This window comes from Pseudomonas sp. B707 (assembly GCF_022496685.1).
In the GTDB taxonomy this organism is placed as follows: domain Bacteria; phylum Pseudomonadota; class Gammaproteobacteria; order Pseudomonadales; family Pseudomonadaceae; genus Aquipseudomonas; species Aquipseudomonas paraglycinae.
Genome location: NZ_WTVE01000005.1, coordinates 13,315 through 32,343, shown reverse-complemented (window position 1 = coordinate 32,343; position 19,029 = coordinate 13,315). Strand labels below are relative to the sequence as shown.

The following is a 19,029-nucleotide window of genomic DNA, read 5'->3' as shown; positions in this document are numbered from 1 at the left end:
TCAGTGGATCACTTCTTGTGCTGCGCCACCCACTCACCAAAGGCATTGATGAAACTTTGCAGAAACGGCTTCACCGACTCGTTCAGTTTGCCCGCCTCGTCGAACGCCGTGCCCGCGCCGCCCAGGTAGGCTTCCGGCTGCTGCATGCAAGGCACGTTGAGGAAAACGAAGGACTGACGCAGATGCTGGTTGGCACCGAAACCGCCGATGGCACCCGGCGAAACGCTGATCACCGCCCCCGGTTTGCCGCTCCAGACACTCTTGCCATATGGCCGCGAACCGACATCGATCGCGTTCTTCAAAGGCGCCGGCACCGAGCGGTTGTACTCCGGGGTGACAAACAGCAGAGCGTCGGATGAACCCACTTTTTGCCGGAAAGTGCTGTAGGCTGCCGGCGGTGAATCGCCGTCGATGTCTTCGTTGTAGAGTGGCAGATCGCCAATTTCGACAATGTTCAGCTTGAGATTGGCCGGTGCCAGTTCCGCCAGCGCCAGGGCGACCTTGCGGTTGATGGACGCCTTGCGCAGGCTGCCGACCACTACTGCGACGTTATAGACATTGCTCATTGGAAGACTCTCGACTGTCCGTGGGAGGAGCCACTAGTTATAGATGATCCGGTGACGATTTCACCAGACGCCGAAGGTTATTTCCCGCGTCTGGATTATTTTTTTCCTGTAGGAAAACTTACCAAGCTCGATGAAGGTCTACCAAGCCGCAAATCAAGCGTTTTATCTCCAGAGGTTCTAAGCAGATGGCAGCAGTACTCGTCGGTCAGTTCCATGCAAGAGATGCGGAAGGCCGCGTTTATTCCGTGCATGAGTTCCAGGAATCCAACCCGTCGGCAGACGGTTTCACCGGCACGGAGCCCGTTACCACCTACAAACTGGCGATTGGCGACCGCGTCAACAAGATCGACGACAACGAGTTTCTGCTGGTTCAGTCGGGCATCACCCTGATCCGCGAACCCGAGCCATCGGTCGCTTCATAACCGATCGTTATGAGCAGAAGTCATCCGCGCCGAGTTGGGGTAGGATTCAGCCACTGACCCCAACGGCCGGACATGGACTTCACGCATGCGTTTACGTCATATCGAGGTGATTCAGGCGCTTTTGCAGACCGGTCACGTGGGCACCGCCGCCGAATGGCTGCAACTAGCGGCGCCCGAGGTCGAGGAGCGTTTGCGCGAAGCCGAGAGTCAGCTCGGGTTCATGCTGTTCGCCAGCGTACGCGGACGACTTCAGCCAACCCCGGAGGCCCGGGCGCTGCAAGTCGAGATCGGCCACATCTATGAAGCGCTGGAACCGGTGCAACGGCTGGCCAGCAGTCTCAAGCAATACCTCGCCCCACCCCTGCGGATCATCGGCACCCCGCCGCTGGCCCAGCAACTGCTGCCGCAAAGCCTCGCCGCCCTGCGCCGGCGCCTGCCCGACGTGCCCTGCACCCTGCTCAGTGAACCGACCCGCGACATCGTCCGCCACCTGCTGCTGCGCGACAGCGATCTGGGCCTGAGCCTGCACGATCCACAACACCCCGATATCCATTGCCAGCCAATGGCCCAGGGCAAGTTGCAATTGCTTGCGCCCCACGGCTGGCTGCAGCCGAAGCAGAAGTACATTTCCCTGCAGGATCTGGCCGGTCAGGCGATGGTCGGCCTCGAAGGTCAGGACCCGTTGAGTCCGGCCCTGGAAAACAAGCTCCAGGCCCTGCGCCCGGCGCCGACCATCCAGACCCGGGTGCAGACCCACCAGATGATGCGCAGCATGGTCGAGGCCGGCGAAGGCCTGGCGATCGTCGACCCGTTCACCGCCCTCGGTGCACGGGCGGGCGGTCTCGATGTTTGCCCGCTGTCGCCGGCGGTACCAGTCAGCCTCTATGCCCTGACCTTCAAACACGCCACGCCGTCAGCGGCGATTCAGACGCTGCTCGGGATCGTCACGGAACAAGCCGAGGCGATGCTGGCGAACTGATCGGATGTTCCAGCGGGTTATCGAACAATCGATACCAGAACAACGCCACTTCGGCGGTGTTCGGATCGATGCCGCGATAGCGCAGGTGGTCGATGCCGCCGATCACATAGCCACAACGCTCATACAGACGGCAGGCGCCGAGGTTGTTGTTCTGGGTTTCCAGCATGATTCCCGGCAGCTTTTTCTTGCGGCTCCAGAACTGCGCCACGTCGAGCAAGGCCTTGGCCACACCATGGCGCCGCGCCGGGGCGTGCACCGCCAGTTCATCGATATGGGCGAAGCCGTTCCAGTTGGTGCTGATCACCAGATGACCGACCGGCTCGTCCTCCAGATACGCCATGAAGATCGCGCTGTCGGCGGCGTCGCGAAAACTGCTGAACTCCTCCGGATCGATGCCGTAGCACTTGCGATACGGCACGATGGCGGTCACGGCCCATTGCGCCACAGGCTTGCCGATTTCTGCCGCGCCGTAGGCGGCCACCTCGAAACTGAAATCGCTGCCCCAGATATATTCGGCGAAACCCTCGTCGGCGACCCGCACCGACAGCCCCGGGTATTTCGGATTCATGACCGGTTGCATACTCGGAAAAGCCCTCACTCCTTGACGCAATCGACGGTGTATTGCCGCCCATTGCCCTCATCTTCATGTTGCAGACCGTGCACATCGACCACGAAGCCCGGAAACGTTGCGTCGAACGTGCGGGCAAACCTGAGGTATTCGATAATCGAGCGCGTGGATTCGGTAAAACGTTCGCCGGGCATGATCAGCGGAATCCCCGGCGGGTATGGCACCAGCATCACCGCCGCCACCCGACCTTCCAGCTCGTCGATCGGCACCGCCTCGACCTCGCCGCGCACCAGTTGGTCGTAAGCATGGGCCGGTTTCATGGCGATTTCCGGCAGCACGGTGTACATGCGCTTGAGGTGTCTGGCGGTGGCGTTGCTGCGGTAGCAGGCGTGGAGCTGATCGCACAGATCGCGCAGGCCCATGCCGCGATAGCGCACAGGATCTTCCTGGGCGACGCACTTGAGGCAGGTATCGAGGCTGACGTTGGCGTCGTAGCTGCGCTTGAACTCCAGCAGTTCGGTCAACAGCGTGCTCCACTTGCCTTTGGTGATGCCCATGGAGAACAGCACCAGAAATGAATACAGACCGGTTTTCTCCACCACCAGCCCGCGCTCCCAGAGGAAACGGCTGACCACGGCTGCCGGAATGCCCTTGTCGCTCAAAGCGCCGCCAGCAGTCAGGCCCGGCATGACCAAAGTGACCTTGATCGGGTCGAGCAGTACGTAGTCGTCGCTGACCTCGCCGAAACCGTGCCAGTCCGCATCCGGTTGCAGCAGCCAGTCCTCGGTCTGCACCCGGTCGATGCCCTCGACACCCGGTGGCTGCCAGATCGAGAACCACCAATCGTCAGCGGCGATGTGCTGACGCAGATTGGCCAGGGCCCGGCGAAAGCTCAGGGCTTCGTCGAAGGTTTCCTGCAGCAGCGAGCGTCCGGCCGGGCCTTCCATCATCGCCGAGGCGACGTCCAGCGAAGCAATGATGCTGTACTGCGGCGACGTCGAGATGTGCATCATGAACGCTTCGTTGAACCGGTCGCGATCCAGTTGCCGCGCGCCGCCGTCCTGCACATGAATCATCGAGGCCTGGCTGAACGCCGCCAGCAGTTTGTGGGTGGAATGGGTGGTGAACACCAGCGGACTGTCCTCGCTGCGCGAGGTGGCCATGCCGTAACGGCCGGCAAAAAATTCGTGAAACGCCGCGTAGGCGTACCAGGCTTCGTCGAAATGCAGGACTTCGACGCTGTTGCCCAGACTCTGCTTGATCAGCTCGGCGTTGTAACAGAGGCCGTCGTAGGTCGAGTTGGTGATCACCGCCAGTTTGACTTTCGGCTCGCGGCCCTTGGTCAGCGGGCTGGCATCGATCTTGGCCTGAATCGATTCGCGACTGAATTCACTGAGCGGAATCGGACCAATGATCCCCAGCTCATTGCGCTCCGGGCACAGGTACAGTGGAATCGCGCCGGTCATGATGATCGCGTGCAACACCGACTTGTGACAGTTGCGATCCACCAGCACCAGATCATCGCGCCCGACCATCGAATGCCAGACGATCTTGTTGGCGGTCGAGGTGCCATTGATCACGAAAAAGGTGTGATCGGCGCCGAAATTGCGCGCGGCTCGCGCTTCCGCCTCGGCGAGTGGCCCGGTGTGGTCGAGCAAGGAACCCAGCTCCGGCACCGACACCGATAAATCGGAGCGCAGGGTGTTTTCCCCGAAGAACTGGTGAAACGCCTGCCCCACCGGACTCTTGTGATACGCCACACCACCGCCATGACCGGGGGTGTGCCAGGAATAATTGGAATCGGCCGTATGCTGCACCAGCGCCTTGAAGAATGGCGGCAACAGCCCGTCCAGGTATTTGCGCGCCGCCCGCGCCACTTGCCGGGCGAGAAACGGCACCGTGTCTTCGAACAGGTAGAGAATGCCGCGCAACTGGTTGAGCTCGGCCATGGCATCGGCCGGGGCGTTTTCCAGGGTGACTTGCTCGCCAAGGGCAAAGATCGGCAGATCCGGCGCCCGCACCCGGGCCAGACCGATCAGTTCGGCCATGTTCTGCAACAGATGGGAATTGGTGCTGGCATCTTCGGCGGCGATCAGCATGCACGCCAGACCATGGTGGGTCGACGCCACCAGCCGGCCTTCGGTGTAGTCCGTGGCCGAAACGATACTGAAACCTTCCAGCTCCAGCTCTCGGGCGATTCCGCGGATGCGGTCACCGGCAACCGTGTCGGCCTTGATGTCGCGGTGGACGATCAATACCGGGAACTTCAGATCTTTGTACATGGGGCTCAGTGTCCTGAGGCGGCGGAGAGTGATCTGCCAATGTCCTCAGGGTAGAGGGTCGGAGCCGATGTGGCGAGGGTGGCCAGTTGTCAGTACTGCCAAAAACAAAGGATCGTCCGGACACGGCTTGAGTGTCCGGACGATCCTTTTTTGTCTTACGCCTGGGCTTCGGCTTCCAGCAGCTGGGTCCACAGCGCCGGGGCGCCGGCCGACTTGGCGATGATTTCCAGACGCACCTGGTGTTCGGCCAGCTCGGCCTCGGTAGCGCGAATGATTCGCCCCGGCTGACGATCTGCCGGCAGACGACGGATTTCGGTGGCGGAGTTGTCCGCACCATTGCCGGTTCCGTTGCCATCGGAGGCGTTGCCGGCCAGGGACAGGCTGGTCTGGCCACCGGTCATGGTCAGGTAGACGTCGGCGAGAATCTCCGAGTCGAGCAATGCGCCGTGCAGCTCACGGCCGGAGTTGTCGACGCCGTAGCGTTTGCACAAGGCATCGAGGCTATTGCGCTGACCCGGGTGACGTTCCCGGGCCATCATCAGGGTGTCGAGGATCGTGCAGTGCTGCGTGATGTCCGCGCGATCCTGCTGGCCCATCAGGGCGAATTCGTTGTTGATGAAGCCAACGTCGAACGCCGCGTTATGGATGATCAGCTGCGCGCCGTTGATGAACTCGAAAAACTCGTCGGCCACTTCGGCGAAACGCGGCTTGCCGACCAGGAATTCGTTGGTGATGCCGTGAACGGCAATCGCGCCTTCATCACTCTCGCGATCCGGTTGCAGGTAAACGTGAAAGTGCCGACCCGTCAGGCGTCGACCGATCAGCTCGACACAACCGATTTCGATAATCCGGTGGCCGTCGGTCACCGGCATGCCGGTGGTTTCGGTATCGAGTACAACGGATCTGGTGGCCATCAGTGTTCAGCTCTCAACGGGGGTCAATCGTGCAAAAGCGGCGATGTTAACACGCTCGCCGGGAGTGTTTCAGTGGGAAGGATTCAGCTCTGCTTGTAACCGCGAACCTCATCCACCCCGCGGTTGGCCAGCTGGTCGGCGCGTTCGTTGCCGTGGTGGCCGATGTGGCCGCGGACCCATTTCCAGGTGACCTTGTGGCGGTTGACCTGCTCGTCGAGCTCTTTCCACAGGTCGGCGTTTTTCACTGGCTCCTTGGCGGCGGTTTTCCAGCCGCGTTTCTTCCAGTTGGCCATCCACTCGTTGATGCCTTTCATCACGTATTGCGAGTCGGTCACCAGCAGCACTTCGCACGGACGCTTGAGGGCTTCCAGGCCGCGAATCGCACCGAGCAGCTCCATGCGGTTGTTGGTGGTATTGGCTTCGCCGCCCCACAGTTCCTTTTCAACGCCCTTGCACACCAGCAAGGCGCCCCAGCCGCCCGGGCCGGGGTTGCCCTTGCAGGCGCCGTCAGTGAACAGTTCTACGCTATCGACGCTTTCGCTCATGCCAGTCTTTCCAGAAAAATACGTGGCCTCGCCGATCACGGATCGACAATGGCCGAGGCCGGGATACACCCGGCCATAAATAAAAGAAGGTTTACGGTTCGACGCGCCGGCGGTTGACCTTGGCCATCGGCAGCGGAATCAGCTTGCCCATCGGCTCGCGGCGTTCCTGACGCACCGGACGCAGGCCGACCACGATCTTGCGCGCAACCAGCAGATAGAAGCCGCCGCCCGACAGTTGCCAGTCGCCAGCCTTGCGTTCCCAGCCGGCCAGACGGGCCTGCCACTTGGGTGACGCGAGCGGCGGACGATAGCACCCGAAGCGGCGTTTCTCCAGCGCGAAGCCCAGCAGGTTGAGCCAGTCGGCCACCCGTGACGGCGAGATGCAGCGCGCCTGACGCAACGCATCATGGGCGAATACATGGCGCAGCCCCCAGGTGCTCCAGGGGTTGATGCCGACGATCAGCAGATGCCCGCCGGGGCGCACGCTGCTGGCCGCTTCGCGCAAAAGTCCGTGGGGCGACAGGCAGAAATCCAGGCCGTGCTGCAACACCACCACGTCGGCGGCGTGCTCGCTCAACGGCCAGGCCTGTTCTTCGCAGACGATCTCCACGCCCGGCAACGGCGCGCCAAGCCGCACGTTGCGCTGCACCTGCGGCGCCGACGGCGGTGTTTCGGCGGACGGGCCGTAATGCACCAGATAGCCGCCAAAGAACCGGCCCAGCTCGTCTTCGAGCATGCGCCGTTCTTCGTCCAGCAGAAATTGCCCGAGGGGGCCGGACAGCCATTCACGGGCTGCACCGATCAGCGCGAGCCAGTCAGGATCGGCCTGAGCGAACGCTTTATCGATCATTGCATTCTCCAACACGCCAGGAACCTCTAAGATGCGCCAATGTTACCCGCTTGGCGAATTCGACGATGATACAGATCAGTGCCCTGCCCGCCTTCACCGACAACTACATCTGGTTGTTACAGGATCATGCCACCCAGCGTTGCGCAGTGGTCGATCCGGGGGATGCCGCCCCCGTGCAGGCGTGGCTCGACGCGCATCCGGGCTGGGTGCTCGGCGACATCCTCATCACCCACCATCACCACGACCATGTCGGCGGCGTCGAGACGCTGAAAAAGGCTACCGGCGCCACGGTCTACGGGCCGGCCAGCGAAAGCATCCCGGGGCGTGACGTGGCCCTCAAGGACAACGACACGGTGCGCGTGCTCGGCTGGGACTTCGACGTCTACGCCGTGCCTGGCCACACCCTGGGACACATCGCCTACTACCATCATGGCCTGCTGTTCTGTGGCGACACCCTGTTCGCTGCCGGTTGCGGCCGCCTGTTCGAAGGCACGCCGCAACAGTTGCACCAGTCGTTGAGCCGTCTGGCGGCGCTGCCGGAAGACACGCTTGTCTACTGCACCCACGAATACACCCTGAGCAACCTGAAATTTGCCGCCGCCGTGGAGCCGGGCAACCGGGACATCGCCGCCCGTCTGGAAAAAGTCAGCCAGCAACGTGACAACGGTGTGATGACCCTGCCCTCGACTCTCGCGCTGGAAAAGCTCACAAACCCCTTTTTGCGCACCGGTGAAATATTAGTTACACAAAAAGTGGACGAACGGAACGGCCCTCAAAACCGGGCGCCGAGTGAGGTTTTTGCGGCTCTGCGGGCATGGAAAGATACGTTCTAAGTGGCTCACCGCTTGGTACAAAAATTCTGAATGGTTGACCGCAGGGGGTGCGCTTTCTAGAATCGCCCGACATTTTTGCCCGGAACTTACTTCCAGCCAATGTCGTCATCCATACGTAAGTCCGTCAATTCAGATGCTTTGACCCGCCTGGCGCAAGCCATCGCGGTGGCTGTGTCCGCCACACTGGCGGGCTGTTCCAGCCATGCTCCGCAGACTGAAGCGACACATACGCCGAACATTGCTGCGCGAGCCAAGCAGAAGCCTATCTGGTTGTCCGAAAAGCCCAGCCCGCAGGTGCCTCAGGACATCTGGGAGCGCATGCGCAGTGGTTTCCAGCTGCAGGAAGGTCTGGGCGTGAACCCGCGCATCGAGCAACAGCGCCTGTGGTTCGCCAGTAACCCTTCCTTCCTCGAGAACGCCGGCGAACGCGGCAGCCTCTACATTCATTACATCGTCGAGCGCCTCGAAGAACGCAACATGCCGCTGGAGCTGGCGCTGCTGCCGGTCATCGAAAGCGCCTACAACCCGATGGCCTATTCCCGGGCCGACGCGGTGGGCCTCTGGCAGTTCATCCCGTCCACCGGGCGCTACTTCAACCTGCGCCAGACCCGTTTCTACGATGGCCGTCGCGACATTACTGCCTCGACCACGGCAGCGATGGACTACCTGACCCGCCTGCACGACATGTTCAACGGTGACTGGCTGCTGGCCCTGGCCGCGTACAACGCCGGTGAAGGCACGGTCAGCCGCGCTATCGAGCGCAACGAAAAGCTCGGCCTGCCGACCGACTACTGGAACCTGCCGCTGCCGGCGGAAACCCAGGCTTACGTGCCGAAACTGCTGGCGCTCTCGCAAGTGGTACTGACGCCTGAAGCTTATGGCGTAAACCTCAACCCGATCGCCAACGAACCGTATTTCCAGGTCGTCGAAATCAACCAGCGCATGGACCTGTCCAAGGTCGCAGCGGTGGCCAACATCGACGAAGACGAGCTGTTCCAGCTCAACCCGGCGTTCAAGCAGCGCACCACCATCGACGGCCCGCAGCACCTGCTGGTGCCGACCTCGAAGGCGCAACTGCTGACCGCCAGCCTGCAGACCATGCGTCCTGAAGAGCTGATCAGCCCGCGTTCGCTGAAACCGGTGTTCGAAGGCGCCGACCCGAGCGAGATCGCACAGGCCAAGCGCGCTTATCGGGTCAAGCGTGGCGACAACCTCGGTTCCATCGCCAAGGCCAACAAGGTCGAGGTCAAGGACCTGCAACGCTGGAACAAGCTGACCGGCAAGAACCTCAAGGTCGGCCAGACCCTGGTCATGCGCGACACTACCCAGCGCACGCCTACCCGCAAGAGTGGCGGACGCATCAATACGGTCGTCGCTGCCAACAGCAAGACCAGCAGCAAAGCTAAAGCCCAGGACGACAGCAAGCAGCAGACCCAATACAAGGTCAAACGTGGCGACACGCTGTACGTCGTGGCCAAGCGCTTCAACGTCGAGATGCAACATCTCAAGCGCTGGAATCCGGGCGCCGGCAAGGCGCTCAAGCCTGGGCAGATGCTCACGGTCTACCAGCCGCACTGACAAAGAGCCCCTGAATTTCAGGGGCTTTTTTTCGCCTGTCATTTTTTTGATATTTCCATAGATCGGCGCAGACAGCCCCCACAATTAACCGCGCATTAAGCACCTGTCTTTTTCCTGTCCATACAAGCTGTTACTGTACGGCCCACAAAGCCCAAGCCGCCTGGATCGGATCTGACTTGAAGCGTCCCCTCCTCCTGCTCCTGATCAGCCTGGCCTTGAGCTCCCCCGTCAGCGCGGCGATCACCGAAAGCCACGGTTATGCGCAGTTCGGCACGCTCAAGTACCCGGCCAGATTTACCCACTTCGACTGGGTCAACCCGCAAGCGCCCAAGGGCGGCACCTTGCGGGTGATGGCGTTTGGCACCTTCGATACGCTCAACCCCTACACCTTCAAGGGCACCAGCCCGGTCACCACGGCGAATTTCCTGCAATACGGCATCAACGAGCTGAACGAGCCGCTGATGGTCGGCACTGGGCAATACGCACCGTCCGGTGACGAACCGGCGTCCAGTTACGGCTTGATCGCCCAATCGGTGGAGTACAGCGAAGATCGCAGCTGGGTGGTGTTCAATCTGCGCCCGCAAGCGCGCTTCCACGACGGCACGCCGATTACCGCGTACGACGTGGCGTTCTCCTATCGCCTGCTGCTCAAGGAAGGTCATCCGCTGTACCGCACCGCCCTTCAGGAAGTGCTGCGGGTTGATATCCTCAACCCGCAGCGCATCCGCTTTGTACTCAAGCGCAGCGGCAATCCGTTGCTGATCCTGCGTCTGGGTGAGTTGCCGGTACTGCCCCAGCATTACTGGAAAGGTCGCGACTTCAAGGCCACCACCTTCGAGCCGCCGCTGGGCAGCGGGCCGTACCGCATCACCTCGGTCACGCCGGGGCGGCAGTTGATTTTCGAGCGGGTCAAGGACTACTGGGGCAAGGACCTGCCAGTCAACCGCGGCAAATACAACTTCGATCGCATGGAAGTCGAGTTCTACCGCGACAGCGATGTGGCCTTCGAAGCATTCAAGGCCGGCGAGTTCGACATTTATATCGAGCATCAGGCGAAGAACTGGGCCAACGGTTACAACTTCCCGGCGATCCGTCGCGGCGACGTGATAAAGGCGCAGATACCGCACCAGATCCCGACCCAGAGCCAGGGCTTGTTCATGAACACCCGGCGCGCGACCTTCGCTGACGTCAAGACCCGCGAAGCCCTCGGCCTGATGTTCGACTTCGAATGGACCAACCGCGCGCTGTTCAGCGATGCCTACAAGCGCACCACCAGCTACTACCCCAACAGCGAGTTCAGCGCCGTCGGCCTGCCGGTCGGCCATGAATGGCTGATGCTCAAGCCGTACAAGGATCAACTGCCGGCGCGCCTCTTCACCGAACCGTTCACGCTGCCGCAGACCGACGGTCGCGGCATCCCTCGGGAAACAATGCGCAAAGCCCTGGCGCTGCTGGCCGAGGCCGGCTGGAAGCTCAATGGCCAGCGCTTGCAGAACACCGCCGGCCAGCCGCTGCGTTTCGAGCTGCTGCTGGTCAATCCGAACCTGGAGCGGATCCTCCAGCCGTACATTGAAAACCTCAACAGCATCGGCATCGACGCGCGCCTGCGCACCGTGGATCGTGCCCAGTACAAACAGCGTCTGGATCAGTTCGATTTCGACATGATCCTGATGACCCTCAACCAGACCCTCAGCCCGGGGCTGGAACAGTGGCAGTACTTCCACTCCAGCCAGGTCGGGGTCAAGGGCAGCAAGAATTACGCGGGCATCGCCAATCCGGTGGTTGATCATCTGCTTGAACACTTGCTCGCCGCGCAAACCCGCGACGAACAAGTCGCTGCCGGCAAGGCACTGGACCGCGTGCTGCTCTGGCAGCACTACAGCATTCCCAACTGGTACCTCAATTATCACCGTCTGGCGTACCGCAACCGGTTCGCCTTCGTCACCACGCCGCCCTACACCCTGGGCCTGAGCGCGTGGTGGCTGAAATCTTCGGAGAAAGATCGATGAAGCCTATCCGCGCCCTGCTCGTGCAGGCCAGCGGTCTGTTGTTCACCGGGCTGGCCTTGGCCGCCCCGCAACACGCCGTGACCCTGTACAACGAGCCGCCGAAGTACCCCGCCGACTTCAAGCACTTCGACTATGTAAACCCTGATGCGCCCAAGGGCGGGATCTTCCGCCAGGCCGGCTTCGGCGGCTTCGACAGCCTCAATCCGTTCATCAGCAAAGGCGTGCCGGCGGACGATATCGGCCTGATCTACGACACCCTGGCCAAACAGGGTCTGGACGAGCCATTCACCGAATACGGCCTGATCGCCAGCAAGATCGAAAAGGCCCCGGACAACAGCTGGGTGCGCTTCTACCTGCGTCCCGAAGCGAAGTTTCACGACGGCCACCCGGTACGCGCCGACGATGTGGTGTTCAGCTTCCAGACGCTGACCAAGGAAGGCGCACCGATGTATCGCGGCTACTACGCCGACATCGAGGAAGTGATCGCCGAAGATCCGCTCAAGGTGCTGTTCAAGTTCAAGCACACCAACAACCGCGAATTGCCGCTGATCCTCGGTCAGTTGCCGGTGCTGCCGAAACACTGGTGGGCCGAGCGTGATTTCAACAAGGGCAACCTGGAAATCCCGCTGGGCAGCGGCCCGTACAAGGTTACGCAAGTGAAGGCCGGGCGTTCGGTGCGTTACGAGCGGGTCAAGGACTATTGGGGCAAGGATCTGCCGGTCAATCGTGGCTTCTACAACTTCGACGTGATGACCACCGACTACTACCGCGACAACACCGTCGCGCTGGAAGCGTTGAAAGCCGGGCAGTTCGATTACTGGCTGGAAATGGCCGCGAAAAACTGGGCCAACGCCTACAACGTGCCGGCAGTGACCGAAGGGCGCCTGATCAAGGAACAGATTGCCAACAGCAATCCGACCGGCATGCAGGGCTTCGTCTTCAATTTGCGCCGCCCGGTGTTTCAGGACGTGCGGGTGCGCCAGGCCCTCGGCCTGCTGTTCGACTTCGAATGGACCAACAAGCAATTGTTCAACGGCGCTTATGCGCGCACCCGCAGTTACTTCGAAAACTCGGAAATGGCCGCCACCGGCCTGCCTGATGCAGAACAGGTGGCGATCCTCGATCCGTTCCGCAGCCAGCTGCCGGCGCAGGTGTTCAGCGAAGCCTTCGAAAATCCGAAAACCGACGCCAGCGGCATGATCCGCACGCAGCAGCGCGAGGCGTATCAGTTGCTGCAAGAGGCTGGCTGGAAAATCGTCGACGACAAAATGGTCGACGCGACCGGCAAACCGGTGGTCATCGAGTTCCTCCTGGCGCAGACCGAATTCGAACGCGTGTTGTTGCCGTTCAAGCGCAATCTCAGCGACCTCGGCATCGACCTGGTGATCCGCCGCGTCGACGTCTCGCAATACGTCAATCGCGTGCGCTCGCGAGACTTCGACATGATGGTCGGCAGCTTTCCGCAGTCCAACTCGCCCGGCAACGAGCAGCGCGAATTCTGGATGAGCGCCGCCGCCGACAAGTCCAGCAGCCGAAATTCGATCGGCCTCAAGGACCCGGTGGTCGATCACCTGGTGGAGAACCTGATCAACGCCGACTCGCGCAAAAGCCTGGTGGCCCACGCCCGTGCCCTCGACCGTGTGCTGCAATGGGGCTACTACGTGATCCCCAACTGGCACATCAAGACCTGGCGCGTGGCGTACTGGAACCACATCGGCCACCCGAAAGTCTCCCCCAAATACGACATCGGCATTAACACCTGGTGGGTCAAACCCGATGCGAAGCCGGCGGTAGAAGTCGAAACCCAACTGCAAGCCGACCCTGTGGGCACGGAGTAATCAGATGCTGGCGTACATTTTTCGGCGACTGCTGCTGATCATCCCGACCCTGTTCGGCATTCTGCTGATCAACTTCGTGATCATCCAGGCCGCGCCCGGCGGGCCGGTGGAACAGATGATCGCCAAGCTCGAAGGCTTCGAAGGCGCCACCAGCCGCATCGCCGGCGGCGGTGCCGAAGTGTCGGTGGCCGGCTCCTCCTATCGCGGTGCGCAAGGGCTGGACCCGGCGCTGATCAAGGAAATCGAGAAGATGTACGGGTTCGACAAATCGGCCCCGGAACGTCTGTGGATCATGGTCAAGAACTACGCCCGGCTGGATTTCGGCGACAGTTTTTTCCGCGATGCCAAGGTCATCGACTTGATCAAGGAAAAGATGCCGGTGTCGATCTCCCTCGGGCTGTGGAGCACGTTGATCATGTACCTGGTGTCGATTCCGCTGGGGATCGCCAAGGCCACGCGGCACGGCAGTCATTTCGACGTATGGACCAGTTCGGCGATCATCGTCGGTTATGCGATCCCGGCGTTCCTGTTTGCGATTCTGCTGATCGTGGTGTTTGCCGGCGGCAGTTATCTGGACTGGTTTCCTCTACGCGGCCTGACCTCGAACAACTTCGATGAGCTGAGCCTGGGCGGCAAGGTACTCGATTACTTCTGGCACCTGGCACTGCCGGTGACGGCGCTGGTGATCGGCAACTTCGCAACCATGACCCTGCTGACCAAAAACAGCTTCCTCGACGAGATCAACAAGCAATACGTGGTCACCGCCAAGGCCAAGGGCCTGACCCGCCACCGCGTGCTCTACGGCCATGTGTTCCGCAATGCGATGCTGCTGGTGATTGCCGGGTTTCCGTCGGCGTTCATCGGCATCTTCTTCACCGGCTCGTTGCTGGTGGAAGTGATCTTCTCCCTCGATGGCCTCGGCCTGATGAGCTTTGAAGCGGCGATCAACCGCGATTACCCGGTGGTGTTCGGCACCCTGTTCATCTTCACCCTGCTGGGGCTGGTGGTGAAACTGATCGGCGACCTCACCTACACCCTTGTCGATCCGCGCATCGACTTTGCCAGCCGGGAGCATTGAGATGAACCTGTCCCCTCTCAACCGCCGGCGCTTCGAACTGTTCAAGGCCAACAAGCGTGGCTGGTGGTCGCTGTGGCTGTTTCTGATCCTGTTCGGCCTGAGCCTCGGCGCCGAGCTGATCGCCAACGACAAGCCGCTGGTGGTGCATTACGACAACAACTGGTATTTCCCGGCGATCAAGCGCTACCCGGAAACCACCTTCGGCGGCGAATTTCCGCTGGAAGCCAACTACAAGAGCCCGTACATCCGCGAGCTGCTCAAGGCCAAGGACGCGTGGGTGCTGTGGGCGCCGATTCCGTTCAGCTACCAGAGCATCAACTACGACCTGAAAGTCCCGGCCCCCGCCCCGCCATCGGCGGACAACCTGCTGGGTACCGACGATCAGGGCCGCGATGTGCTGGCGCGGGTGATCTACGGCTTCCGTATCTCCGTGCTGTTCGCCCTGACCCTGACCGTGCTCAGCTCGATTATCGGCGTCATTGCCGGCGCCTTGCAGGGTTTCTACGGCGGCTGGGTCGATCTGGCCGGCCAGCGCTTTCTGGAGATCTGGTCGGGCTTGCCGGTGTTGTACTTGCTGATCATCCTCGCCAGTTTCGTCCAGCCGAATTTCTGGTGGCTGCTGGGGATCATGCTGCTGTTCTCGTGGATGAGCCTGGTGGACGTGGTGCGCGCCGAGTTCCTGCGCGGGCGTAACCTCGAATACGTGCGCGCAGCCCGGGCGCTGGGCATGCAGAACGGCGCGATCATGTTCCGCCACATTCTGCCCAACGCCATGGTTTCGACCATGACCTTCATGCCGTTCATCCTGACCGGCGCCATCGGCACCCTCACCGCCCTGGACTTCCTCGGTTTCGGCTTGCCGGCCGGCAGTCCGTCGCTGGGTGAGCTGGTGGCCCAGGGCAAATCCAACCTGCAGGCGCCGTGGCTGGGCATGAGCGCGTTTGCGGTGCTGGCGCTGATGTTGAGTTTGCTGGTGTTCATCGGCGAGTCCGCTCGCGATGCCTTCGACCCGAGGAAGTGACATGAATCAGGACAATCTGATCGAAATCCGCGACCTGGCCGTCGAGTTCGGCATCGGTGATCGCGTGCAACGGGTGGTCGAAGGCGTGAGTTTCGACATCAAGCGCGGCGAAACCCTGGCGCTGGTCGGCGAGTCAGGCTCGGGCAAGTCGGTGACGGCGCATTCGATCCTGCGCCTGCTGCCCTATCCGCTGGCGCGGCATCCGGCCGGCAGCATCAATTATTCCGGGCAGAACCTGCTGGAGCTGGGCGAAAAGACCATCCGTCACATTCGTGGCAACCGGATCGCGATGATCTTTCAGGAGCCGATGACCTCGCTCAACCCGCTGCACTCGATCGAGAAGCAGATCAACGAGGTGCTGGGCATCCACAAGGGCCTGACCGGCAAGGTCGCGACCAAGCGCACGCTGGAGTTGCTGGAGATGGTCGGCATCCCCGAGCCGCACAAGCGCCTCAAGGCCCTGCCCCACGAATTGTCCGGCGGCCAGCGCCAGCGGGTGATGATCGCCATGGCCTTGGCCAACGAGCCGGAACTGCTGATCGCCGACGAACCGACCACTGCGCTGGACGTGACCGTTCAGCTGAAAATCCTCGACCTGCTCAAGGAATTGCAGGCTCGATTGGGCATGGCGCTGTTACTGATCAGTCACGATTTGAACCTCGTGCGAAGAATTGCGCATCGTGTATGTGTCATGCAGCGCGGTTGCATCGTCGAACAGGCATCGTGCGAAGAGCTGTTCCGTTCGCCGCAGCATCCGTACACTCGGGAACTGCTTGGCGCGGAGCCCAGCGGAGGCCCGGCGAGCAATAAAATCGGGGCGCCGCTGCTTGAAGTCGAGGATCTGAAAGTCTGGTTCCCGATCAAGAAAGGCCTGCTCAAGCGCACGGTGGATCACGTCAAGGCAGTGGACGGCATCAATTTCAGCCTGCCTCAGGGTCAGACTCTGGGGATCGTGGGGGAAAGCGGTTCCGGCAAATCCACCCTGGGTCTGGCGATCCTGCGGTTGATCGGCAGCAAAGGTGCGATCCGTTTTGAGGGCAAGCAGCTAGACTGCCTGACGCAAAGCGAAGTCCGGCCGCTGCGCCGGGAGATGCAGGTGGTGTTTCAGGATCCGTTTGGCAGCCTGAGCCCGCGGATGTGCGTGAATGACATCGTTGGCGAAGGCCTGCGGATCCACAAGATGGGCACCGCCGCCGAGCAGGAAGCGGCGATTATTGCGGCATTGAAGGAGGTAGGTCTGGATCCGGAAACCCGGCACCGCTACCCCCACGAATTTTCCGGTGGGCAACGGCAGCGAATTGCCATAGCCCGGGCCTTGGTGCTCAAGCCGGCGCTGATTCTGCTGGACGAGCCGACTTCGGCGCTCGACCGGACGGTGCAGCGGCAAGTGGTGGAGCTGTTGCGTTCACTGCAAGCCAAGTACAACCTGACGTATTTGTTCATCAGCCATGACCTGGCTGTCGTCAAAGCGCTGAGCCACCAACTGATGGTGGTCAAACATGGCCAAGTGGTCGAACAGGGAGACGCGCAAAGTATCTTTGCCGCCCCCCAACATCCGTATACACAGCAGTTGCTGGAGGCCGCTTTCCTGGCACCAGCCACTGCGCAATAACCTGAAAGAGGAGCAACACATGGGTTTTCTCGCCGGTAAGCGCGTACTGATCGTCGGTGTCGCCAGCAAGCTGTCCATCGCATCCGGCATCGCTGCCGCCATGCATCGCGAGGGCGCTGAGCTTGCCTTCACTTATCAGAACGACAAACTGAAAGGTCGCGTCGAAGAGTTCGCACAGGGCTGGGGTTCGAGCCCTGAGCTGTGCTTCCCGTGCGACGTGGCCAGCGATGAAGAAATCGCCAAGGTCTTCGAAGAACTGAGCAAAAAGTGGGACGGCCTGGACTGCATCGTGCACTCCGTCGGCTTCGCCCCGGGCGACCAACTGGACGGCGACTTCACCGAAGCCACCACCCGTGACGGTTTCCGCATCGCTCACGACATCAGCGCCTACAGCTTCGTGGCCCTGGCCAAAGCTGGCCGTGAAATGATGAAAGGCCGCAACGGCAGCCTGCTGACCCTGTCGTACCTGGGCGCCGAGCGCACCATGCCGAACTACAACGTGATGGGCATGGCCAAGGCTTCGCTGGAAGCCGGCGTACGTTACCTGGCCGGCTCCCTGGGCCCGGACGGCACCCGCGTCAACTGCGTATCGGCCGGTCCGATCCGTACCCTGGCAGCTTCGGGCATCAAGAACTTCCGCAAGATGCTGGCCGCCAACGAAGCGCAAACCCCGCTGCGCCGCAACGTCACCATCGAAGAAGTCGGCAACGCCGGCGCCTTCCTGTGCTCCGACCTGGCGTCGGGCATCAGCGGTGAAATCATGTACGTGGACGGCGGCTTCAACACCACCGCCATGGGCAACATCGAAGAGTAATCTTCGCGCTGCCGATAAAAAGCCCGCCTATTCAGGCGGGCTTTTTCATGCCTGCGATTTCGTTAACATCGTCTTTTTCTGTGGGAGCCAGCCTGCTGGCGATAAGGCCAGAATCAACAACGCTTCAACGCTTGCTTGTGCTCATACATCGCTGCATCCGCATCCGCCAGTAACTTGTCCACGGTGTCATGGCGCTGCGGGTTGTATTCGATCTGGCCGACGCTGAAGCGAATCGCGTAACCCCGGTGCAACGTGGCATTGCGCTCTTCGAGAATTTCCTTGAGTCGCGCCATGATCGCCGTGGTTTCGACATGGCTTGAGCCGGTCAGCAGCGCCACGAATTCATCGCCGCCCAGCCGCCCGACCACATCGCTCTCGCGAAAGGCGATGCGCAGCACATCGGCGAAGGTCTTGAGCGCGCTGTCGCCCTCGGCGTGCCCATAAAGGTCGTTGATCTGCTTGAAATCATTGAGGTCGAAAAACAGCAGCGTCGCCGGTTTTTCCAGGCGTGCGCAGGCGTCGAGCGCGTGCTGGGCCAGCATCTTGAAGCCGCGACGATTGGACAGCAGCGTCAGCTCGTCCATGCTCGCCATCTGCACGGCCATCAGTTCCTGCTCGGCCATGCCGGCCAGATCGCGCAGCAGGGCGCGCTCCTCGTCGTCGAGATCGCGGGGTTTGGTGTCGATCAGGCACAAGGTGCCCATCTTGTTGCCGCTGGGTACGGTCAGCGGATAACCGGCGTAGAACCGGATTTTCGGCTCCCCGGTAACCAAAGGGTTGTCGTGGAAACGCTCGTCCTCTCGGGCGTCAGGTACCAGCATGAGCTCGTCCTTGAGAATCGCATGGCCACAGAATGAAACAGAGCGTGGCGTTTCGGCCGTGTCCAGACCCACGCACGACTTGAACCATTGCCGCTCCTTGTCCACCAGCGTGACCAGCGCGATCGGCACGTTGAACAGACGCTTGGCCAGTCGCGTCAGCCGGTCGAAGCGCTCCTCCGGTGCGGTGTCGAGCAGCTTCAGGTCCTGCAGCGCTTGAATGCGCGCAACTTCATTAGCGGGTTTGCCGGGTACCAGCATCACACACTCCTTTGTCGTCGATGCAGTTGAGCGTAGCCCGA

17 protein-coding genes are annotated in these 19,029 nt (G+C 61.3%); 10 read left to right on the top strand and 7 right to left on the bottom strand.

Annotated elements, in window-relative coordinates; all coding sequences use genetic code 11:
* Positions 1–8: 8 nt before the first annotated feature.
* The gene (locus tag GQX66_RS01500; protein WP_007956924.1) at positions 9–566 is read right to left on the bottom strand and encodes an NADPH-dependent FMN reductase; all 558 of its coding nucleotides are present in this window, start codon (positions 564–566) and stop codon (positions 9–11) included.
* Between the two features lie 185 nt (positions 567–751).
* On the opposite strand from GQX66_RS01500, the gene GQX66_RS01495 reads away from it, so the two are divergent.
* Positions 752–988: a hypothetical protein gene (locus GQX66_RS01495; protein WP_007956926.1), complete on the top strand. Its 237-nt coding sequence runs from the start codon at positions 752–754 to the stop codon at positions 986–988.
* 85 nt (positions 989–1,073) lie between these two features.
* On the top strand, positions 1,074–1,967 hold the full coding sequence (locus GQX66_RS01490; RefSeq protein WP_129973684.1) for a LysR family transcriptional regulator: 894 nt from the start codon (positions 1,074–1,076) through the stop codon (positions 1,965–1,967).
* Here the strand turns inward: GQX66_RS01490 and GQX66_RS01485 are convergent.
* The 5 genes from GQX66_RS01485 to GQX66_RS01465 form a co-directional block, all read right to left on the bottom strand.
* Positions 1,933–2,547, bottom strand: a complete 615-nt coding sequence (locus GQX66_RS01485; RefSeq protein WP_102687412.1) for a GNAT family N-acetyltransferase — start codon at positions 2,545–2,547, stop codon at positions 1,933–1,935. The genes GQX66_RS01490 and GQX66_RS01485 overlap by 35 nt on opposite strands.
* 14 nt (positions 2,548–2,561) lie before the next feature.
* Positions 2,562–4,817: an Orn/Lys/Arg decarboxylase N-terminal domain-containing protein gene (locus GQX66_RS01480; RefSeq protein ID WP_102717735.1), complete on the bottom strand. Its 2,256-nt coding sequence runs from the start codon at positions 4,815–4,817 to the stop codon at positions 2,562–2,564.
* 155 nt (positions 4,818–4,972) lie between these two features.
* Entirely contained in the window at positions 4,973–5,731 is a 759-nt protein-coding gene (gene dnaQ, locus GQX66_RS01475; protein WP_102687411.1) for a DNA polymerase III subunit epsilon, read from the bottom strand.
* 83 nt (positions 5,732–5,814) lie between these two features.
* The gene (gene rnhA / locus GQX66_RS01470; protein WP_003224162.1) at positions 5,815–6,276 is read right to left on the bottom strand and encodes a ribonuclease HI; all 462 of its coding nucleotides are present in this window, start codon (positions 6,274–6,276) and stop codon (positions 5,815–5,817) included.
* Between the two features lie 91 nt (positions 6,277–6,367).
* Positions 6,368–7,126 (bottom strand): methyltransferase domain-containing protein, encoded by a 759-nt coding sequence (locus tag GQX66_RS01465; protein ID WP_102687410.1) that lies wholly within the window; start codon positions 7,124–7,126, stop codon positions 6,368–6,370.
* Between the two features lie 65 nt (positions 7,127–7,191).
* Between GQX66_RS01465 and gloB the strand changes: the two genes are divergently transcribed.
* The 8 genes from gloB to fabI all read left to right on the top strand — a co-directional run bounded on the left by gloB (position 7,192) and on the right by fabI (position 17,909).
* Complete coding sequence (gene gloB, locus GQX66_RS01460; protein ID WP_240865491.1) at positions 7,192–7,959, top strand: hydroxyacylglutathione hydrolase; 768 nt, start codon at positions 7,192–7,194, stop codon at positions 7,957–7,959.
* A 99-nt stretch (positions 7,960–8,058) separates the two neighbouring features.
* On the top strand, positions 8,059–9,537 hold the full coding sequence (locus tag GQX66_RS01455; RefSeq protein WP_102687409.1) for a transglycosylase SLT domain-containing protein: 1,479 nt from the start codon (positions 8,059–8,061) through the stop codon (positions 9,535–9,537).
* A 176-nt stretch (positions 9,538–9,713) separates the two neighbouring features.
* Positions 9,714–11,546, top strand: coding sequence for an extracellular solute-binding protein (locus GQX66_RS01450; protein ID WP_102717737.1), 1,833 nt, complete (start codon positions 9,714–9,716; stop codon positions 11,544–11,546).
* The gene (locus tag GQX66_RS01445; RefSeq protein ID WP_129973682.1) at positions 11,543–13,384 is read left to right on the top strand and encodes an extracellular solute-binding protein; all 1,842 of its coding nucleotides are present in this window, start codon (positions 11,543–11,545) and stop codon (positions 13,382–13,384) included. Before GQX66_RS01450 ends, GQX66_RS01445 begins: the two co-directional genes overlap by 4 nt.
* A 4-nt stretch (positions 13,385–13,388) precedes the next feature.
* Positions 13,389–14,462 (top strand): microcin C ABC transporter permease YejB, encoded by a 1,074-nt coding sequence (locus GQX66_RS01440; protein ID WP_007956943.1) that lies wholly within the window; start codon positions 13,389–13,391, stop codon positions 14,460–14,462.
* Position 14,463: 1 nt separating this feature from the next.
* Entirely contained in the window at positions 14,464–15,483 is a 1,020-nt protein-coding gene (locus tag GQX66_RS01435; RefSeq protein WP_085698849.1) for an ABC transporter permease, read from the top strand.
* A 1-nt stretch (position 15,484) separates the two neighbouring features.
* Entirely contained in the window at positions 15,485–17,095 is a 1,611-nt protein-coding gene (locus GQX66_RS01430; RefSeq protein WP_007956946.1) for an ABC transporter ATP-binding protein, read from the top strand.
* A 19-nt stretch (positions 17,096–17,114) separates the two neighbouring features.
* Positions 17,115–17,909 (top strand): enoyl-ACP reductase FabI, encoded by a 795-nt coding sequence (fabI, locus tag GQX66_RS01425; RefSeq protein ID WP_007956947.1) that lies wholly within the window; start codon positions 17,115–17,117, stop codon positions 17,907–17,909.
* Positions 17,910–18,022: 113 nt separating this feature from the next.
* On the opposite strand, the gene GQX66_RS01420 is transcribed toward fabI, so the two are convergent.
* Complete coding sequence (locus GQX66_RS01420) at positions 18,023–18,988, bottom strand: sensor domain-containing diguanylate cyclase (protein ID WP_085748402.1); 966 nt, start codon at positions 18,986–18,988, stop codon at positions 18,023–18,025.
* Positions 18,989–19,029: the final 41 nt, after the last annotated feature.

What these genes read in the sequence shown, in the direction of transcription:
- GQX66_RS01500 (WP_007956924.1), bottom strand. Translation starts at nt 566, where the DNA reads ATGAGCAATGTCTATAACGTCGCAGTAGTGGTCGGCAGCCTGCGCAAG.
- GQX66_RS01495 (WP_007956926.1), top strand. Translation starts at nt 752, where the DNA reads ATGGCAGCAGTACTCGTCGGTCAGTTCCATGCAAGAGATGCGGAAGGC.
- GQX66_RS01490 (WP_129973684.1), top strand. Translation starts at nt 1,074, where the DNA reads ATGCGTTTACGTCATATCGAGGTGATTCAGGCGCTTTTGCAGACCGGT.
- GQX66_RS01485 (WP_102687412.1), bottom strand. Translation starts at nt 2,547, where the DNA reads ATGCAACCGGTCATGAATCCGAAATACCCGGGGCTGTCGGTGCGGGTC.
- GQX66_RS01480 (WP_102717735.1), bottom strand. Translation starts at nt 4,817, where the DNA reads ATGTACAAAGATCTGAAGTTCCCGGTATTGATCGTCCACCGCGACATC.
- dnaQ (WP_102687411.1), bottom strand. Translation starts at nt 5,731, where the DNA reads ATGGCCACCAGATCCGTTGTACTCGATACCGAAACCACCGGCATGCCG.
- rnhA (WP_003224162.1), bottom strand. Translation starts at nt 6,276, where the DNA reads ATGAGCGAAAGCGTCGATAGCGTAGAACTGTTCACTGACGGCGCCTGC.
- GQX66_RS01465 (WP_102687410.1), bottom strand. Translation starts at nt 7,126, where the DNA reads ATGATCGATAAAGCGTTCGCTCAGGCCGATCCTGACTGGCTCGCGCTG.
- gloB (WP_240865491.1), top strand. Translation starts at nt 7,192, where the DNA reads ATGATACAGATCAGTGCCCTGCCCGCCTTCACCGACAACTACATCTGG.
- GQX66_RS01455 (WP_102687409.1), top strand. Translation starts at nt 8,059, where the DNA reads ATGTCGTCATCCATACGTAAGTCCGTCAATTCAGATGCTTTGACCCGC.
- GQX66_RS01445 (WP_129973682.1), top strand. Translation starts at nt 11,543, where the DNA reads ATGAAGCCTATCCGCGCCCTGCTCGTGCAGGCCAGCGGTCTGTTGTTC.
- GQX66_RS01440 (WP_007956943.1), top strand. Translation starts at nt 13,389, where the DNA reads ATGCTGGCGTACATTTTTCGGCGACTGCTGCTGATCATCCCGACCCTG.
- GQX66_RS01435 (WP_085698849.1), top strand. Translation starts at nt 14,464, where the DNA reads ATGAACCTGTCCCCTCTCAACCGCCGGCGCTTCGAACTGTTCAAGGCC.
- GQX66_RS01430 (WP_007956946.1), top strand. Translation starts at nt 15,485, where the DNA reads ATGAATCAGGACAATCTGATCGAAATCCGCGACCTGGCCGTCGAGTTC.
- fabI (WP_007956947.1), top strand. Translation starts at nt 17,115, where the DNA reads ATGGGTTTTCTCGCCGGTAAGCGCGTACTGATCGTCGGTGTCGCCAGC.
- GQX66_RS01420 (WP_085748402.1), bottom strand. Translation starts at nt 18,988, where the DNA reads ATGCTGGTACCCGGCAAACCCGCTAATGAAGTTGCGCGCATTCAAGCG.